Origin of the sequence: Cellvibrio sp. ARAG 10.3 (genome assembly GCF_051846955.1) — a bacterium.
GTDB lineage: Bacteria > Pseudomonadota > Gammaproteobacteria > Pseudomonadales > Cellvibrionaceae > Cellvibrio.
In genome coordinates this window covers 84,339-98,173 of record NZ_JBPYCU010000011.1, presented here as the reverse complement: position 1 = coordinate 98,173, position 13,835 = coordinate 84,339, and the positions used below count along the sequence as shown (strand labels likewise).

Below are 13,835 nucleotides of genomic sequence, written 5' to 3'. Positions count from 1 at the left end.
GTGTTATAAATATGAAATATTTTTATTTAATTGCTTTGGTTTTGTGCGTAACTTCCTGTGTTTCTGCTGTGAGCACAGAAAATACCAAAGATTTTAAGCCTAAAGCTTATCCTCTCCCTCTGATAACGGTCTCCCCTGTCTACCCAGAGCAGGCAAAGAAGCAAGGTATAGAAGGCTATGTGGTCATTGAATACACAGTCACTCACAAAGGGCACCCGGAAGATTTAAAAGTAATTGATAGTCATCCTAAGGGTATCTTCGAAGCCAATGCGCTTAAAGCAGCCTCTTTGTTTAGATATTTCCCGCGAAAGTCAGAGAGTGGCGAGTTTGTGGATACTCCGAATGTTGTAAGAAGATTCGATTTTGCTCTGAAAAACTAATGTGGATGTAATTGATTTTAGGTGTGTAAAGATTTCTGGAAATTTTCTAAAAAAGGAACAGATATGTTTAACGGTAAAATAGTAATAATCCTTGCGATTTTATTGGTTTCTGCTTGTTCAATGCAGCAGGAACAATGGGAAAAATACTATAAAAAGGATGAGCTTTTTGTAAAAAATACAGATGCGTATTACTTTGAAGAATTTTCTCTTGATGAGGCGGCAACAATATTCTTTCAAGCAAAGAAAAAAGAAGTCTCATCGGATGAGGCAGCAACAACTATGTTGACGGCCATTGAGGTTGATGGTGTTCCTACGAATCCCCGGCCAAGCATATTCAGAAAAGAGTATAGGGAACAATTGGAGCGGGCAACACCCCACTGTGACACATTTGAGGATAAAACAAGAAAAATAGCTTGTCTTTACTTCAAGTATCTTGTTGAGTCAGAAAAGGAAGTTGTAAGAGATCCCAAGTTTAATAATCGAGGAATTCATAGTATACGAGGTCAACAAGCTGTTGTTGTAAACTCTGGTAATCATAGCTTTAAAGTTCTATTGTTTTCTTCTGGGCGGTTTGGTCGAGGTGATCTAGGTATTTACTCAGTCCCCGATCTGAATCTTTCTCCAGGTTACTACTTCGTTTACTTTGATATGGATGATGGAGTTGTGGTGAATAAAAGAAATGTGCGAATCTGGATTGAGGAAAGTGAAACAGGGCGTGTTGTTTGGGAAGTAAGGGATAAGGTTTAATTTAATTAATGAAAAAAGGAATCGTTGTTTCCTCCGTAATAAATTTCCTGTTAGCCGCAATGATGGCTCTGCTCGGGCTAGGCTGCGCTCAACCCATACGGGCTTATTTTCTGACATTTTCAATTATGTTAATTGGCTGTTCGCTGGTTCTATTCAGCCGTGACAAGCACATTCATAACGTTTCTATATTCTCATCCTACGTTGCAGCTGTGGTGTCTGCTCTTGGAGCGTTGTCGTCGTTGACAGGACTGCTGACTTTCTCAAGCAGTTGGCTGCTGGACCTTCTATCCTTTATGTTTTTTCTGATCGCTACCATTTACCTGATAGGGTATAGAGGATACTTGTTGGAACTTAAAAGAGAACTACAGGCTTAATATTTAAGGAGAGTAAACGATGTTCAAGCATCTTGCGTTTTTATGTGTTGTTGCAGTATTAGCGGGTTGTGCTTCCGCTCCGAAGGTAACCACTCCCAAAGTCGCTGCCGACGCGAAATTCCTGGTCAAAGATTTCACATTCAATTTAAGCCAGAAAAGGCAGGTTGAAGGTTATCCCACCCAGGATGAACTGTCCCAGTTGGCCTATGAAGGCATTGCAGAAACCCTGGAAAACGATGGCATGATGGCGGCTCATGAAGCGAATGCGGTGCCGGTTTCAATTGTTATTAATTACCAGCGTCGCTTTGCCGGTGAGGACACGCCGTTTCCCTCTAAATCAGTAACCAACCCAATTGTGGGCTACAGCATCGCGATTCTGGAGGACGATGAGGAAATAGGGCGCATCACCAAATCGGGGCTGACAACCAACAAAGGATTTCTCAGCAATCTCAAAACCACTGCAACAATGGGAACCGGCAATGATGCCCAAACAGAAATGGCCGATGTACACCGGTTAACCGATGCGATAGTGGCTGAATTAAAGAGGCTGCGGGAGTAGGTGAGGGCAAAGAAAAAGCCGATCTCTCATCCTTAAGAGGCTCGGCTTTGATTTACCTGCCAGGATTGGAAGCGCTGAGCAGATGAATGCATTATTCCTAAAGCAACATAGAGCGACTAGTAGCAAAAGACGGAATAGGTTGTAGGAAATGTCGCACGAATTGCCTGCGTCATGTTTAATCAATAGCTGCCAACATCATGCCTATGATTGACAGAGCGTAAAGCACCCAGTAAGGTTCGCAGTACTAGAAAGCATACAGCGGTTTCCGCACCCGTTAGCCTTGCGGTTTTTTTGTGTCCGCGATAAGGCGCTGTCCGTCATTTCTATGGCCGGGTGGAGAGGCGTAATACAATACCCGAAAGGGGAATAGGCCCGGAGCTACTGTATGTGCTCTAGTTGACACCCGGCTTCCAGCTACTAACTGGGCCGATATCAAACTTAAAACATACAGGACGTCATTATGCTCAATTATTTCTTTCCTTCCCTTCTGCTCTCCCGTTCCTTGCTTAAACCGTTTGCCCCTAGTGGAAAGCGACCGACAAATCTTCACATGGGCCTTAAATCCACCAACAGCTAAGGAGCAAGCCATGTTGGAAATAAACAATCCGCCAAATCCAGACGACGAACCGCTTTCCATAAAAAGCGAATTTGTAAGCCTGTGCGACGAGTTTTCAGCATTCAACAATTACTGCGCTTTCTTCTGTGAATCCGTAAGCCTCCACGCCCTGAGCGGCAAACCAATGGATAAAGTGAGTGCCCATGGATTGGAGCGCTTTGCTCAAGCGCTTCGAGATAAGTCCCAGCATTTTGATAATTGGTTGCAGGAGTTGCATGTAAAAATGTAGTGCATTGGCCTGCATCAAAGCCCATCTGTACCAGCCGTTACAGATTTCTTGATTTGTAGCGGCTGATTATAGTTTTACCGACCCATAGTTAAATTAATAAGGAGATTCATAATGTCCGCTTCCAACGAACGATTAATTGATAGCGCAATTGCCCTCGCCGTAGTAACCGCCTTTTTATACGCTTCTGGCACCGCCAGGTTTGGTGGTTATACATCTACACTCAAGTTGGATGTAAACATGTTAGACCGAAACTTCCATCAGACTTTATACATAGGTTTTCTCACCGCCTTTCCTCCAGCCCTTCTTGTTCTTGCGATTCTTTTTATTGCTTTCCTTTTCTACTCGTACCTGGCTTTACCCAGCGTCATTGACTGGATGCGAGGTAATATCAGAGCCAAGCGGCGATATGTAAGGATACGCAAGTGCCTTATGGGTAAACGAAAAGACATATTCATTGAGGAACGCGCAAAACACTATACCAACTTTATTGGTGCTTGCATCTTTACTCTTGTAGTGGCGCTAATTGCGTTGGTCCATATCGAAAGGGTTGGCGTGAAAGATGCTGAGAAAATAATAACCAAACTTGAAAATGGAGAATATAGGCCTTCAGATTTTATTGAAGTTAATATTGATGGAGAAGTTAAACACCTGCTTTACCTTGGCTGTGGTTCCAGGAATTGCGCTGCTATTGACCCGGAAGCGGGAGAGGTTACTTATTTTCCGCAGCGAGTTCATTCATATATCTTCGCGCTTAATAAGAAGAGCCAGCCAGTGCGGCGAGATTAATCGATAGACCATATTTCTCAAGCGCAACAGCAACGTCCAGCTGAGTCATGCCTTACCGTACTCAGATTACTCGCAACCGTTCCCCGAGTTACTTATTATCCATGCCTTCCACCAAAATAAGCTATTGACGGAAGGCATTTATCACTAGAAGTTGACATCCCTCTCAAATCCATCAGTTTTATGCTATTTCAACCTCTATCTCACCAACACTATCTTTTGCGATACTGTCATAGAATAGTCTCGTTAATTCAGATTGCAAAAAATCATCGTTTAATAGTTTTAGAAAGAGATTTTGTGATTTTTTTGTATTTAAACTTATCTGAGATCCATTGGCGCTGTACTGAAACTTTCCTCGTAGCGCCGGATGGTTGCGTGTAAAATTTATAATCTGGGCATTTGGGATTTTTCCAAGAACGGGAGAGTTGCTTGCTGATTTAACTAGTTTTCTTGAAAACGATATATCTTGGAGTCTTGCTTCCAAAACAGTGCAGTCCTCTACTAGTTCTGTATTTTTTATGTTTGCAACGCCCTTTTCTGCAACATTCTTAACTGCATCATGAAATCCGAAAAAACGCTCCAGTGTTTTTATGTCTAGAATATAGTAATGATCATCGATTCTTATAAATTCAAATTTTGAACTTATTTTTAATATATCAGCATCAAGTTTTTTAAATCTATTTTCACCGTTTGGCTTCATTAAGCTAAAGCCACTATCTTTATTTAAAAGCGTTATCGGATATTGATGTTTATACAATGCAAGTTGGACATCTTGGTTCCCTATTAGAATTAATATCCCTTCAAGATGGGACAAATCGTCAGATTTTAAATCAAAGGTATGGAAATTTTCATTTTCAATGATGTGCATTAGATATGAAAGTTCTTGTGGAATATCATCTAAATCATACTCATAAACTGCATCTTTTCTATCGTCCGCACTAGAGAGCGGTATTAGTGAAAGATCATCATTTAAAAGTATTGTGTCACTAACTGAACGTATAAAAATACCCTCTAATTCAGAGTGGTCTTTGTCATTGATGTCCACCGATTTTATGTTCATTTCTCCTCCGTTATCTAAAAGGAAGAAAAATTCAGCAGAACAGCCATCGGAGGTTAAAACATTAGAAATCTTTGCTTTAAGATTATCAATTGTCATTTTCCTATTTTCCTTACAAAATAAACTTTTTCATCCAGCTCTAGTATTCGTATTTGATCAAGTTCTAATAGTCTATCTTTTGTTATAACAACGATATCTTGTCTTATGGTGGTTCGTGTAGATACAGTCACTTTATACAGTCTGTACCCAAGTACAGCCAAAGTCGGGTTGGCATAGAACTTATCGGTTTTCACGTAAATTATTCCAATTATAATCAATAGGAACATCAACGAAAAAACGTAGCGAGTGCTCTCTAAATTGAAACAAATTAGAGGAATGATATAGGTGGTTAAGAAGGTCAGATGTTCATAATTAAGATCTTCAACTTTCTCGATCTTTACTGATAGCCTCTTGCTACCCGAAATTCTGTAATCAAATCTAAAGTAATAAAAGGCTCCGAGAAGTAAAAAAGCTAAAGACACAATCGGAATAACATTGCTAGCAACCAATTGCTTCCAGCCAATAAAATCACATTTTTCACCAAAACAAGTAGGAATGTCAGCTGTAACAACTATTATCAAAAAGAAAAGCAACCATAACGAAAGTATGTAAAGCTCAAATTTTTCCCATATTTCGCTTATTTTCACGTTTTTCCGAATCTCTTTCTGGAAGATAAAAATACCGGATTAAAAGGGTCTTAAACTTAAAGATCATTTTAATTGTCAAGAACTCCAATTAACTTTCTTGATTTGGTCATAATTGATTGACCACGCCCTTGGAGCGATTTAGTGAATTTTGTACCTTCGCTGCGCTTGTTCAGCTTTATGTCTTTAATTGTTGAAGCTTAATTGCATCTATCTGGTCAAGCATTGCCTATACTTAATATGTTAATTAAATCTAAAGGATAAATATTGTCTGAAGTATTCTTCAAGTCGTCAGCAGACCACCACCTAAACTCACGAGTGTTTTTAATTTCATTGGGTGACCAGCCCTTCATAGATATTTTCTCATCAATTGAATAAGCGAAGAAAAATTTTTCAACTAATATAACGTCTTCACCGCTTGGCATTTTCCATAGCAGCTCTCTGTCTGCTACAGGCTCACCAACAGAGGCAACCAAAAAGCCTGTTTCTTCTCTGAGCTCTCTAATCGCAGCTTCTTCATACGACTCTCCAGATTTCAACTCCCCTCCTGGAGTGGCCCAATAATCCTTTCCTGACAATGGGCCGTCTCTATATACAAATCGAAATAACAGTATGCGAGAAAGAGGGCTAATGACTAATACCCTGGAGGATAAACGGCGACGAAATTTGCTAAAATCAGTCATATGGGAATTGAATAAAATAACATTTTCACAAGATCCTTCCATATGTTTCATCGCCCTTAATCCGACGGACCTCTATGACGTAATCTGAAATGTTGGGCACCGAATAGTCTACGACCAATTCAACAACTTCTTTGTAAGGGTTTCCTGAGCGTTTTATAGGGTAATCAGGGATCCGACAAAATGTGTCGCTTCCTCGTATATGCGGCCATGGCCAAGTGTTGCCAGAATTCATATGACAGAGCCATATTCGTTCATAAAAAGCCCGGATAAAAGGCTCGGTATCAATAGTGAGAACATCATGTTCTAGGCTTCTATAATCTCTGGCGTTCAATAGTCCTGCAAGGCGTTTTTCGTTGGTCCAAAAAAAAACTTTATTATTTATAAGCCTATACCAGTCCTCAGGCGTGGTGCCGTCTTTTAATGCCATCATCAATCTGTTTCTAGGCATAGGCTTTTGGTCGCGAAGAATGATCCTTGAACCGTCTCCTGGCGGAACTCCCATTTTTGTTTTTCGCTGTTCGCTTTCAAAGGGTATTCTTTCATTTCCAGTGACCGAGAAGTAATCAAGCACAGCGCTCGTGCTAAGCAAGCCAAGATTTTTGATGCTTTCCCAAGAATCACGTTCAGCCATGTGATATAAGCGTGGATAAAGTTCAACAATTTTTTCAACTTTCATTTCGTTTTCCCGTTCTTGATCGTCCGGTCCAATTACGCCTATCAATTACAGATCGTAGATCGTTGGTTCCATCATTTTCACGTGCAAATCGAGTATTTATAAGAGAGACGGGAGCTTGTGATACGCGCTCTAATTCTTCGATAAACTTTATTGTTTCTGAATCAAGTTGCTCAAAACGACGAGCCTCGCGATTGGTGGAGCATAGATAGTCTGCGAACGTTAGAACGATATCCGTTGGAGCATTGAGTGCGCAAGCTTTGCGAAATTGGTCCCACTCGAACCACCCGACACGGCGCTTACGGTGAGTGGTAGAGGTCTTTTCAGCGCCATGCAACTCTTCTGGATCAAGCTTTGCCCAGCGAGCAATTTCATCGAAAGTCGTTTCATGCTTAAGTGGGCCTGACGAGTGTTTACTACTTCCATCAGGGTTTCCTACCCGAATGGGCATTGGTCGAATGACCATTAATATTTTTCGTACACGACTTGGAGATATGCCAGCTTCAGCGAGACACCCGGCAACATTTGTGTCGCGTGAGGTTACATAAGGATATGTACCATGAAACAAACTTAAGCCGCTGCCTTGAGTTCCCTCAAGTAAAACAGATTGGCCATTTCTATAAGCATCTTCAAGTCTATCTATCGTACAGCCATGGTAGTTTCGGGGACTACCGACGAATGGTGCTAGCTCATTAACATCGCGAGCCAATCGTATTGTTGACTTCCCGCGTTCAAGAATTCTACGCGTGACAGCGGCGCCGCTACCGCTGCCTGTGGATGCAATAGTTGAAACCAAGTGTCCGTCATTTTCAGTTTTTTTATCTTCGTGTTCAATAATGGTAGCCTGTGGATCAATGAATAACCTGTCAGGACCAATTTCACACTCCTTAATCTCTTTAAGCAAGCCCTCAAGATGAATTGTCATTCCGGGGCCAAGAAGTAAGCGAGCATTCACATCACGTGAGCCAGAGGGTAAATGATGATAGGTATATGGTCCGTTAATACTTGCTACAGTATGACCTGCATTTGGTCCACCCACTCGCACAATTACGTCATACTCTCGGGCTAGAAATGAGACTACATTTCCCTTTCCTTCGCTGCCATATTGGCCTCCTATCAGTACATCAACGCACCGAATTTCAGGTGGAGTAAAGAGGTGGAGTCGGGCGGCAACTCGCACTAAGGTGTCATCCGAATCGGAGCGTTCTGTATTGATTCGAACATCGGCATCTTTTCTAAGAGAATTTATTATTATCTCATCCTTCAGGTAATCGATGTCATCGTAAGGCAGTGAGCTATTAATTGAGCCTTGAATTTTATTATATCTTTCATGTAAAGTTTGAGTGCTGGCATACAAATGGACATGTATCAATTTTTCGCGGTAAATTTTCCTAAACTCCATTACCTGTTTATAGTCACTGAGATAATCAATAACAACAGAAATTTCTTTGAGCTCACTTTCAATTTGATTCTGTATACGAGAAATGATTGATAAAGATGTCGATTCATCTGGCTGCTCAGCAGTATTTAATCCAGATCTCCTTTCTACTTCAATCTCATCAATTTCGCTATTCGTTTGACGGGTTCGAATGATAGAGAAACCAAAATTCTTTTTTAGTCTATCGGCAAGTTCGCTTTTTCCGCTACAAGCTTTTCCTGTAATAACTACGATTTGTCTACTCATAGCTCATATTCCCAAAAGCCAAGAATTTCTTTAGTGATTTCCTCCTTTGAAAACTTTGTAGTATCAAATGTATGATCAGCTACCGAGCTTAAAGATCTTGCAGAAACCTCATTGGGATGCTCAATTGCAAGGAGATAATTGGCCTTTGTTTCTTGTGTATTGCGCTTAAGATATCTACGCTGAAGTTCGATCTCTGGTGCAACAAGATGCACATGTCTGACTGCTGGGCCATACTGGTGTCTTAAGAGATTGACTTGAGGGATTTTTCTGACTGCATCAAATAACCAATTATCTGTTCCGATGTTTTCTTTTATTATCGGTTCGGCAACAGAATTTATTATCCAAGAGAAGTTGGTTTCTGAATCCAGCCTATCCCCTAAATCCTGCAGGCTGAGGCGGCTATTTGAGGTGTGTGCAGTATTTTGAAGTGTGCGAAGAAATGCGCTGGTACTTATAGGTTGGAATGAATGTTTTTCTTTTAGCTCTAGTGCGATAGTGCTTTTTCCAGCACCCATTGCCCCACTTAATAGTAGCAATCGTTTCATGGCTACTTCCCTTTACGATCTGGTCTGATCTGTGCTGGTGTACCGTTAATCTATATTTCAATAAATTCAGGGCGATATCGGAATTCTTTGAAATCTATCAGGTGTAACCTATAGAAGCCCTTGGGTAATTCCAGAATTAATCGAATGTACTTCTTGGGTCGTCACATTAGGCTTTTATTAAAGCTTATTGTGAACTGTCGCGCCATACGCTTATTGATAGTTTTTCAGATCAGTTAGTAATTGATTATTTGTTATTTATTCAGGAATGGCTGTTTTTGAAAAAGCAATTACAGAATATTACAGCGGTAGTGGATACGCTTCGGCTTTGAGCAACGCAAATCACCATGTCGTAGTGAAAAGAAAATAACGGTAGGTTTTGGCTGTTGACATTTGCGTGTTGCAGATTAACGCTTATTGAATTTCGCCACTAAATACCCACCACCACACGCAGGAGCCACCCATGTCCGGAACGACGCACAGCCAGTTCGATGATTTATCCAGCCTGTATGAAGATATGGCCTCCTGGCCTTTTCGTAAGGAGATAGAAACGCCCAGTGTGTTGGAAACCCTCGGCGATGTACGCGGTAAGGATGTATTGGATTTTGGTTGCGGTGATGGTACCTATTCCCGGATTCTCAAGCGCCTGGGTGCGAGGCGGGTGGTCGGTTTTGATGTGGCCGAAGGCATGCTCGCCCACGGGCAACAACGTGAAAGCGAGAATCCATTGGGTATTGAGTACACCAATGCGTTATCCGAATCGTTGAATGGACAGTTTGATCTGGTGTTGTCGGTGTATGTGATGCCTTACGCTCGCAGCAAGTCCGAGCTGGATCGCATGTGTGCAAACATGGCGCGGGTGCTCAAGCAGGGTGGTCGCCTGGTGACCTTGCCGATCCATCCCGATTATGAGCCTGACCCGCAGTATTACGCTCAATATGGTTTTTCATTAACACAACAACCGGCGCATCAGGAAAATGTCGATGTTCGGTTGGATCTGTTTTACGACAACTTCAATGCAACGGTCACGGCTTGTTATTGGTCGTTCGCGTCGTTATACGATGCTCTCGCCAAAGCAGGTTTTACCCATATCAAACACAAGAATCCGGTACCGGCGCAATATGCGGATATAGATAAGGCGCCTGCGTTTTTAGTGCCTTACCTCAAGCGGCCCCATGCGGTTATTGTTGAGGCGTCGTAGCACGGCTCTTTTATCCCTCGCACAAAAGCCCAGCCCCGCAGTGGCGACAACAGCCGATTGTTACTATCGGCGTTACGCTCTTTGTGGGACATATCCTACAAAAAGTATCGATTTTTGCCATTGGCGCTCAAAACGTTATGCTCTAGTATGCCCCTTTAACTCATTTCTGGGACGAACCGTGACAAAGTTAGTAATTGGAAAGGACGCTATCGAAGTAAAGGCGGCGAAGAAAAAGGTCTTGTCGAATTTACGAATGCTCAATAGCCGGATTCAAGGCTTGTGCCGCAGCTCGGCGAGCTTTGACATCTTGTACACATTCTACAATGCGAAGGTGGAAGAGCAGCTGAGTATTCTGGCGTGGTTTGACAAGTTTGATCAGGCTTCGTCGGTTACCGACTTATCAACCTGGACTTCCCGGGCGTCTAGTGAAATCCAGGAAGTCCATCCGCCGCATGGAAATAACTTTCAGTTTTTGTAATAGCCAATAACTTTAAAATCATCGTTATCGTCTTTTATCATTGTGACGGTATCTATGGCGTTAATGATCTTCTCGTATGACGATGCAAAAGTGATGTAATAAAATGTTGACAAGCCATCAGGTGTTGTCCCGGTTCCCTTCTGTGCCATATGAAATCTTCTGGCCTTTAGTTCGCCAGTAAAATTCAATGTTGATTCAGCTTGCATGCTGAACTCGCTCAATGAGAGGGATTGTTGAAACTTCTTTGAGCTTTCGCTGTAGGCGGCATCAAAATTTCTACTATCAATGTTTTCCAAAAACGTTTCTGCTGATTTTTTTGCTCCTTGTTGTTCGCCGGGGGAAAGAAAAGCGAAGAGCCCTTGCTGTGGTTGTGGTGCTGGAGTGTGGTAGGCTCGGAAGAGTTCAGACGAAATACCCAGGATGCATAAACTGAACGAAAATATCATGAAACGATTGGTTGCACTCAGTATGTTTTCCCTTGGATTATCCAAATTCTGCTCTGCGTTTAGTAAACGGAAGGCCATCACTGCTAACAGGAACCCTAGCCCGATAGTTCCCAACCCTAAAATGCGCACAATCTCAAAACTTTCGTTCATAATGTTTCCGCCGGAATATTTTGATCAAGTATTAATGAACCCGGATATACCAATAGGCTTGCATGAGCGATGCGATATCTGCACCCGCATACTCTACGCGGCCTCTATTCTGAATATTGATATATGACGGCCACGGATCTCTAACCACGACGGTCTGAATAATTAATCCTTGAGCAGTATAAACATAGCTGGCTGCGGTGATAACGACGGCATGTCCGGTGTCTGGGCCTGATTTATAGCCAACAATGACGGGTCGGTTTTGGCCCAGCTCCTGAAGTAGCACCTCGGGTGTGGGGGCTCCCCAATTAAGTGATGCCATGACTCGATAGGGCCTGCCGTAGTTATCGATGCTCCAGTTATTAAGGTTTCTTGTTATTGCATCCAGGCTTCCTGCCCAATTGGGAAGCTGCCCATAAGGGTCTGCACCGTAGGTGCGGTATACAATCTGTTCTTGATTGATGTTTATGCCGTAGTAATTAAGGACCATTTGTATAGCAGCGGCCCAGCACCATTGTGAATTCCGTTGAGCTGCAGCCACAAAGTCCATTTGATGAGACAGTATCCCCACATATTGCGGCTGAGGATAATGGAATGAGGGGTAGTAATCTTGTTGTGATTTTGCTATGGAAGAAAAAAGTAATAGCAGGGAGAAGAAAATACCAAATCTGATTCTATGCATGGGAAACCTCCATATTTAGTCCGCTAAGACATAGCGTTGTCTTCACGCATAAAAATAGTGAAGCCACTTGATTATAGGTATTCCTATGGATTTTTCTCAGACCAGTTGGTAATCGATTATGGATTATTTAGGCGCTTCTCTTCTCATTCCTTCCTGATCTTCTTCAACAAAGCCACCCGTTGCTGATGGGTCAACCTATTCAATTCCAGCAACAACTTCGCCAGGTCATCCTCCGGGCAATACAGGTGCGCCGTTGGTGCATTCAGGATATCGGCAAAGCGTTTGGCGGTGCCCAGATCGGGCAGGTGTTTACTGGCCACACCAATTCAACTCACTTAATTCACATCAAACCAATCAAGCATCATCACTTTGTTCCAGGCTTTGGCGAAGTCATTCACAAACTTTTCGCGCCTGTCATCCTTTTATTTTTCGATCAAAACCGCAAATAAAATTTGCACATTAACGCGCTGGAACCTCACTATTGACCATGTTTTCTAAATTGCTGATTAGCCGTACAAGCAGGTCCGTGAGCTGTTGCTTTTCTGCGGATGTAAATCCTGTCATCGCTTCGCTATTTCCTTGAAGCAATATATTAATTGCTTCTGGCATTCGCTTCTTTGCGCTCTTTGTGATGACTACACGGCTGCTTCGGCCATCCACTGGATCAGGCCTCCGCTCAATCAACCCGTCCCTTTCCATCCTTGTCAGCATTTGGGCCATCGGAGGTTGCTCAACCTTGGCGAATTTGGCCAGGTCTCGCTGTGTGCTGGCAGTTCCGTCCTGGAGCGCTATTAATACAGGTAATTGACCGATGCCGAAGCCAAGCGGCTTGAGGCGTGATTCGCTGAGGCGTGAGAACCCCCTCGCGGCAAGACTTATTAAATGCCCTGGTGTAGACAGTACATCTTCAGGCATATTTCCTCCGTTGCGATAACATTTGACACAAATATATATGTGCATATATATTCGCACGAATATTTATATACGTGCGTATTTATTTGTCGTAAATATTAGCAGTGTCAGCTAATTTGTGCGAGAAATTAATTCAATTTAATGAGAGGAAATCAACATGCCGTCAGATGCTATCCAGCTTATTAAAAGACTTTATGATTGCTTCAACTCACGAAATATTGATGGTGTGCTGGTAGCACTTGATGAGGATGTTGCCTGGGCAAATGGAATGGACGGTGGCCATGTTCATGGGCATGATGCTCTGCGCGATTATTGGACGCGCCAATGGGCGGTTGTAAGTCCGCACGTTGAGCCGATAAGCTTTCAATACGCGCAGGATGGAGACGTTGTTGTTGAAGTGATTCAATCAGTATTCGATCTCAATGGCCAGCCATTAAGTGGACAAACTCATGGCCTAAAGGACAAAACAGTCACTCACATTTTTCAACTGGAAGGGGATAAAATAAAGCGTTTTGATATTCGAGACTAACACTACATCTTGCTGATGCACATGCAGAATGCGCAGTAACGAATGCGTTATCGAGTGATATTTTTTCGCATAGCCTTAAGATTTATTCTGCTGAACATGTACCTATCGATTTGCCTTTCATTGACGCGATTGAACCGGTAGATGACCAGTTTGTGAGTATTTCCTGAAAGGGAGATTTATTGAAAGAAGGACCGAATCGCTGATATTTATATCGAGAGAAGCGACGGAACGGAGGTCGCGCATGACAACTTTTTTAAGCATTTTCCCTCCAGATAATATTTGCCATTTTTTGTATTCTTCTTTATCTTCTTTGCCTGGGTTATCTGGGTTATCTGGGTTATCTGGGTTATCTGGGTTACAAAAGAATAGCTCGGGCAGTCCATGCTTTTTCAGCGGCTCGTTAGGCCAGTGGCATCGCATCCGTTCGAAT

19 protein-coding genes are annotated in these 13,835 nt (G+C 42.5%); 9 read left to right on the top strand and 10 right to left on the bottom strand.

Annotation, left to right across the window (positions count from 1 at the left end; translation table 11 throughout):
• Positions 1 to 11 precede the first annotated feature (11 nt).
• From ACSV5M_RS14560 to ACSV5M_RS14535, 6 genes are all read left to right on the top strand, one after another.
• A complete protein-coding gene (locus ACSV5M_RS14560; protein ID WP_439176967.1) occupies positions 12 to 380 on the top strand; it encodes an energy transducer TonB in 369 nt (122 codons plus the stop codon).
• A 63-nt stretch (positions 381 to 443) separates the two neighbouring features.
• Positions 444 to 1,127, top strand: coding sequence for a hypothetical protein (locus ACSV5M_RS14555; RefSeq protein ID WP_439176966.1), 684 nt, complete (start codon positions 444 to 446; stop codon positions 1,125 to 1,127).
• A gap of 8 nt (positions 1,128 to 1,135) precedes the next feature.
• Positions 1,136 to 1,501, top strand: coding sequence for a hypothetical protein (locus ACSV5M_RS14550; RefSeq protein ID WP_439176965.1), 366 nt, complete (start codon positions 1,136 to 1,138; stop codon positions 1,499 to 1,501).
• A 19-nt stretch (positions 1,502 to 1,520) separates the two neighbouring features.
• Positions 1,521 to 2,060: a hypothetical protein gene (locus ACSV5M_RS14545; protein ID WP_439176964.1), complete on the top strand. Its 540-nt coding sequence runs from the start codon at positions 1,521 to 1,523 to the stop codon at positions 2,058 to 2,060.
• 587 nt (positions 2,061 to 2,647) lie between these two features.
• Positions 2,648 to 2,905, top strand: coding sequence for a hypothetical protein (locus ACSV5M_RS14540; protein ID WP_439176963.1), 258 nt, complete (start codon positions 2,648 to 2,650; stop codon positions 2,903 to 2,905).
• Between the two features lie 111 nt (positions 2,906 to 3,016).
• On the top strand, positions 3,017 to 3,691 hold the full coding sequence (locus tag ACSV5M_RS14535; RefSeq protein WP_439176962.1) for a hypothetical protein: 675 nt from the start codon (positions 3,017 to 3,019) through the stop codon (positions 3,689 to 3,691).
• 178 nt (positions 3,692 to 3,869) lie between these two features.
• Here ACSV5M_RS14535 and kwaB read toward each other — a convergent pair whose 3' ends face one another.
• From kwaB to ACSV5M_RS14505, 6 genes are all read right to left on the bottom strand, one after another.
• Positions 3,870 to 4,844 (bottom strand): anti-phage protein KwaB, encoded by a 975-nt coding sequence (gene kwaB, locus ACSV5M_RS14530; RefSeq protein ID WP_439176961.1) that lies wholly within the window; start codon positions 4,842 to 4,844, stop codon positions 3,870 to 3,872.
• Positions 4,841 to 5,431 (bottom strand): anti-phage protein KwaA, encoded by a 591-nt coding sequence (gene kwaA, locus ACSV5M_RS14525; RefSeq protein ID WP_439176960.1) that lies wholly within the window; start codon positions 5,429 to 5,431, stop codon positions 4,841 to 4,843. Before kwaA ends, kwaB begins: the two co-directional genes overlap by 4 nt.
• 215 nt (positions 5,432 to 5,646) lie before the next feature.
• Positions 5,647 to 6,162 carry an NUDIX hydrolase gene (locus ACSV5M_RS14520; RefSeq protein ID WP_439176959.1) on the bottom strand — a complete coding sequence of 172 codons (516 nt, stop codon included), beginning with the start codon at positions 6,160 to 6,162 and terminating at the stop codon, positions 5,647 to 5,649.
• On the bottom strand, positions 6,137 to 6,787 hold the full coding sequence (locus ACSV5M_RS14515) for a DUF7002 family protein (protein ID WP_439176958.1): 651 nt from the start codon (positions 6,785 to 6,787) through the stop codon (positions 6,137 to 6,139). The genes ACSV5M_RS14520 and ACSV5M_RS14515 overlap by 26 nt, the downstream gene beginning before the upstream one ends.
• Entirely contained in the window at positions 6,777 to 8,468 is a 1,692-nt protein-coding gene (locus tag ACSV5M_RS14510; RefSeq protein WP_439176957.1) for an adenylosuccinate synthetase, read from the bottom strand. Before ACSV5M_RS14510 ends, ACSV5M_RS14515 begins: the two co-directional genes overlap by 11 nt.
• The gene (locus ACSV5M_RS14505) at positions 8,465 to 9,013 is read right to left on the bottom strand and encodes an AAA family ATPase (RefSeq protein WP_439176956.1); all 549 of its coding nucleotides are present in this window, start codon (positions 9,011 to 9,013) and stop codon (positions 8,465 to 8,467) included. The genes ACSV5M_RS14510 and ACSV5M_RS14505 overlap by 4 nt, the downstream gene beginning before the upstream one ends.
• Before the next feature lie 460 nt (positions 9,014 to 9,473).
• Between ACSV5M_RS14505 and ACSV5M_RS14500 the strand changes: the two genes are divergently transcribed.
• Positions 9,474 to 10,211, top strand: a complete 738-nt coding sequence (locus ACSV5M_RS14500; protein WP_439176955.1) for a class I SAM-dependent methyltransferase — start codon at positions 9,474 to 9,476, stop codon at positions 10,209 to 10,211.
• A gap of 178 nt (positions 10,212 to 10,389) precedes the next feature.
• Positions 10,390 to 10,689: a hypothetical protein gene (locus ACSV5M_RS14495; protein ID WP_439176954.1), complete on the top strand. Its 300-nt coding sequence runs from the start codon at positions 10,390 to 10,392 to the stop codon at positions 10,687 to 10,689.
• On the opposite strand, the gene ACSV5M_RS14490 is transcribed toward ACSV5M_RS14495, so the two are convergent.
• From ACSV5M_RS14490 to ACSV5M_RS14475, 4 genes are all read right to left on the bottom strand, one after another.
• Positions 10,677 to 11,285, bottom strand: a complete 609-nt coding sequence (locus ACSV5M_RS14490) for a DUF4019 domain-containing protein (protein WP_439176953.1) — start codon at positions 11,283 to 11,285, stop codon at positions 10,677 to 10,679. The genes ACSV5M_RS14495 and ACSV5M_RS14490 overlap by 13 nt on opposite strands.
• Positions 11,286 to 11,316: 31 nt before the next feature.
• A complete protein-coding gene (locus ACSV5M_RS14485) occupies positions 11,317 to 11,964 on the bottom strand; it encodes a C39 family peptidase (RefSeq protein ID WP_439176952.1) in 648 nt (215 codons plus the stop codon).
• Positions 11,965 to 12,107: 143 nt separating this feature from the next.
• Positions 12,108 to 12,284: a hypothetical protein gene (locus ACSV5M_RS14480; RefSeq protein ID WP_439176951.1), complete on the bottom strand. Its 177-nt coding sequence runs from the start codon at positions 12,282 to 12,284 to the stop codon at positions 12,108 to 12,110.
• Between the two features lie 139 nt (positions 12,285 to 12,423).
• Positions 12,424 to 12,879: a MarR family winged helix-turn-helix transcriptional regulator gene (locus ACSV5M_RS14475; RefSeq protein WP_439176950.1), complete on the bottom strand. Its 456-nt coding sequence runs from the start codon at positions 12,877 to 12,879 to the stop codon at positions 12,424 to 12,426.
• A gap of 154 nt (positions 12,880 to 13,033) precedes the next feature.
• Between ACSV5M_RS14475 and ACSV5M_RS14470 the strand changes: the two genes are divergently transcribed.
• The gene (locus ACSV5M_RS14470; protein ID WP_439176949.1) at positions 13,034 to 13,405 is read left to right on the top strand and encodes a nuclear transport factor 2 family protein; all 372 of its coding nucleotides are present in this window, start codon (positions 13,034 to 13,036) and stop codon (positions 13,403 to 13,405) included.
• The last annotated feature ends 430 nt before the right edge of the window (positions 13,406 to 13,835 follow it).

Excerpts from the sequence above, each read along its gene's own strand:
- ACSV5M_RS14560 (WP_439176967.1), top strand. The coding sequence starts at position 12 with ATGAAATATTTTTATTTAATTGCTTTGGTTTTGTGCGTAACTTCCTGT.
- ACSV5M_RS14555 (WP_439176966.1), top strand. The coding sequence starts at position 444 with ATGTTTAACGGTAAAATAGTAATAATCCTTGCGATTTTATTGGTTTCT.
- ACSV5M_RS14550 (WP_439176965.1), top strand. The coding sequence starts at position 1,136 with ATGAAAAAAGGAATCGTTGTTTCCTCCGTAATAAATTTCCTGTTAGCC.
- ACSV5M_RS14545 (WP_439176964.1), top strand. The coding sequence starts at position 1,521 with ATGTTCAAGCATCTTGCGTTTTTATGTGTTGTTGCAGTATTAGCGGGT.
- ACSV5M_RS14540 (WP_439176963.1), top strand. The coding sequence starts at position 2,648 with ATGTTGGAAATAAACAATCCGCCAAATCCAGACGACGAACCGCTTTCC.
- ACSV5M_RS14535 (WP_439176962.1), top strand. The coding sequence starts at position 3,017 with ATGTCCGCTTCCAACGAACGATTAATTGATAGCGCAATTGCCCTCGCC.
- kwaB (WP_439176961.1), bottom strand. The coding sequence starts at position 4,844 with ATGACAATTGATAATCTTAAAGCAAAGATTTCTAATGTTTTAACCTCC.
- ACSV5M_RS14520 (WP_439176959.1), bottom strand. The coding sequence starts at position 6,162 with ATGAAACATATGGAAGGATCTTGTGAAAATGTTATTTTATTCAATTCC.
- ACSV5M_RS14515 (WP_439176958.1), bottom strand. The coding sequence starts at position 6,787 with ATGAAAGTTGAAAAAATTGTTGAACTTTATCCACGCTTATATCACATG.
- ACSV5M_RS14510 (WP_439176957.1), bottom strand. The coding sequence starts at position 8,468 with ATGAGTAGACAAATCGTAGTTATTACAGGAAAAGCTTGTAGCGGAAAA.
- ACSV5M_RS14505 (WP_439176956.1), bottom strand. The coding sequence starts at position 9,013 with ATGAAACGATTGCTACTATTAAGTGGGGCAATGGGTGCTGGAAAAAGC.
- ACSV5M_RS14500 (WP_439176955.1), top strand. The coding sequence starts at position 9,474 with ATGTCCGGAACGACGCACAGCCAGTTCGATGATTTATCCAGCCTGTAT.
- ACSV5M_RS14490 (WP_439176953.1), bottom strand. The coding sequence starts at position 11,285 with ATGAACGAAAGTTTTGAGATTGTGCGCATTTTAGGGTTGGGAACTATC.
- ACSV5M_RS14485 (WP_439176952.1), bottom strand. The coding sequence starts at position 11,964 with ATGCATAGAATCAGATTTGGTATTTTCTTCTCCCTGCTATTACTTTTT.
- ACSV5M_RS14475 (WP_439176950.1), bottom strand. The coding sequence starts at position 12,879 with ATGCCTGAAGATGTACTGTCTACACCAGGGCATTTAATAAGTCTTGCC.
- ACSV5M_RS14470 (WP_439176949.1), top strand. The coding sequence starts at position 13,034 with ATGCCGTCAGATGCTATCCAGCTTATTAAAAGACTTTATGATTGCTTC.